Origin of the sequence: Glutamicibacter sp. BW80, from assembly GCF_002332385.1 — a bacterium.
GTDB lineage: Bacteria > Actinomycetota > Actinomycetes > Actinomycetales > Micrococcaceae > Glutamicibacter.
Window position 1 is genome coordinate 1 of sequence record NZ_NRGV01000013.1, and the last position, 2,592, is coordinate 2,592.

At 50.0% G+C, this 2,592-nt stretch carries 1 protein-coding gene; it reads left to right on the top strand.

What is annotated here, in order from left to right:
• The first annotated feature begins 697 nt into the window (after positions 1-697).
• Positions 698-1,714 (top strand): hypothetical protein, encoded by a 1,017-nt coding sequence (locus tag CIK76_RS18970; protein WP_141393441.1) that lies wholly within the window; start codon positions 698-700, stop codon positions 1,712-1,714.
• Positions 1,715-2,592: the final 878 nt, after the last annotated feature.

The following is a 2,592-nucleotide window of genomic DNA, read 5'->3' on the forward strand; positions in this document are numbered from 1 at the left end:
TCTTCACTAGGGGGGTGCTTGGAAGTTTGCAGCTGGCCGGAGCCGTGCGAGGTTTCCTTGACCATAGCCGGGAATTACTCGGCTATCAGGACTGGGATGTGAGGATCAACGCGGGGGAGCCGAACTGCTCTTACCCCGATGGATTTTCTAGCGCTCCGAGTCTGCCTTTACGCGCCGTCGATCTCTCTCGGTAAACCCTTTGTTCTCTCTACACCCGGGGGCTAGCCGGTGGCCTTGACGCTCATGTTCAGCTTCGACATGCTGGAGCGTGTACCTTCGCAGTCTTGCCGGACTCAAGGTACTCTTAAATTGAATTTTTTGTTCAAAAATAATGATGCCTGACCCTTGCCGGGGTTGGGCATCACCTTTTAAGCGCCTTGACTAGTTCCCTAGCAGACATCCCCGGATCTATTGGGGAAGGGTCGAACTCGCACCGAAGAAAATTCGATTTCTGTTTGAGCGTGTCGCACAGAAGCACTGAGTGCTAGTAGGCCTTCAATTCCTACCGAACCAGCATGAACAGAAGGTCAGTTTCTGGTTCGGGGTCAAAAATGTACGAGAGAATTCCGGACGCTCCAATGATGAAGGCAAGTAAAACTAAGCCCGCAACGATGAGCGACACAACTATGAAAAATCGCTTGTCTTCTGGTTTCATTATTTTGTCCATGAAATTGCCTATTTTGGTTCTGGTGAAATCTTGTCAAAGAAAAGTCTAAAAGGTCTCGCGGCTTTATCGATAGCCGCCCTGCTGATTGGCAACGCAAATGCTGCTGTGGCCTTAGAAGCTCCTGATTCTTCCCACAAAGCGCTCTTAAATTTGTCGAAAGTTTCTTCCGATACGAATGTTGACGTGCTGAACACGTCTGTTGAGGCTAAAGCAAATGTTTCAGGCGAAGGTGCTTTTGATCTCACTGTAGAGGGATCAGAAATTTTCGTTCCGAACAGCCCATCAGATCCTGTTGAAATCGGCTCTGAGGATACTGATGTTGTGAGCATCTATAGGCCGATTGATGGTGTCTCTAAGACTGAACCAATCGCAAATGGAGTCATTGAAAACAAGGGGAAAGAATTCACGACAGTAACTTCCGTCAAAGACGACGGCGGGTTACAGATGGCTACTATCCTTCACGATTCCCAAAGCCCCGAACGCTTTGAATACCTTCTAGATGTTCCTAGTGAAGCGACAATCCGCGAAACTCACGGAGGAGTTCTGATCGAGGACAAAGAAGGGGAACTTATTGGAGGATTCACTCCACCATGGGCGAAAGATGCTAACGGTAATGACGTTCCTACACGGTATCTAGTTGAAGGTAATACTTTGGTGCAGATCGTTGACCACCAAAGTGCAGAAAACCTTGCCTACCCTGTAGTTGCTGACCCCGTATACCGAAAAGGAATCGTCAAAAACGTAGTACATGAACGATGGAAGAACGGTGGATGGGAGATCCGGTTCACGGTTACTGCATTGGCATATTGGTATCAGCCATTTAACCCTAGCTACGTCTACAAAATGGGTTTAGATGATCTTCGGGAGCATCACCCTAGGTCGATGGCTAAAGCAACCATGGCGCAGCAATGGGATTGTCATGTTCGAGGCCTCCACCTGGTCAAAAACGTGGACTTAGAAAGCAAACGTAAGAGCTGGCCAGGATGGCGAAAAGGCATCCCTTCCGCTGTACTAAAGAAAAACCCACCGAAGGCTTGTAACTGGTAGAAGTTCTTTTCTGTCTCCGCGTTTGAAGGCCCAGTGCAGCGCCCCCCAGGAACTGGGGTTGGAGCAAGCCGACACTTAGCTATGCTAAGTCGATAGCTTGCTCCGTCGTAGACGGCCGGGGCGGCCAAGCCATTTAGGGCACCTAAATGTATAGCTTGCTCCGTCGCAACAGCCCTGTGTGGCTCCCTAAGGCGTCGAATCGCAACCACATGCAGTTGAGTTTCCCCAGAAGCTGCTCGAGCGCCACTGAGCCGCGTAGAAAGCCGACCAGGCGCTCACGTAAGAACGCTTACCCATGATCCAAGTGGCTCCGTGCCCCTCCTGTTGAAATGGCACCCAGCCGTCGTTGTGTGGACCGAACTAAGCCGGCTACTTTTGGATCTTTTTGTTTGCCGGCCTATTTCGGTCACACCTCTTGCATCTTTGATAACTGGAGGCGTTACTCGGACGTTTTTGTCCAGGTAACGAACCTTGGTGCCAGAGGTGTGATGGCTGTTTTACGGTTCTGCGAAAGGTCCGAGGCAAAGTTTTTACTGCGACTATTTTGTGACGCCTGGGGGAGTTTTAGTGCGTGTATCTTATGACGGGGTTCAGTGCTGTTGTGGTGATTTTTGTACTCGTTAGAGTCTTCATAGCTCAGTGTTCTTGTGGTCTCCTGTGGTACTTACGTGTGAGCCATACAGGAGGGTAATCATCGTTGTGTGTGGGTTCCAGCGTGATTAGTTAGTGGGCGCTTCGCGCTAAAGGAACTCGCTAACGCTCGTACTGAATCTTTTTCGTTCCCAGCACTCATAGGTGCTCCAAACGTCTTGTGTAGACGTTGCGGATATGGCAGCTGGTTGGTGAGTGCAGGAAACGAAGCACCCCCCTAGTGAAGA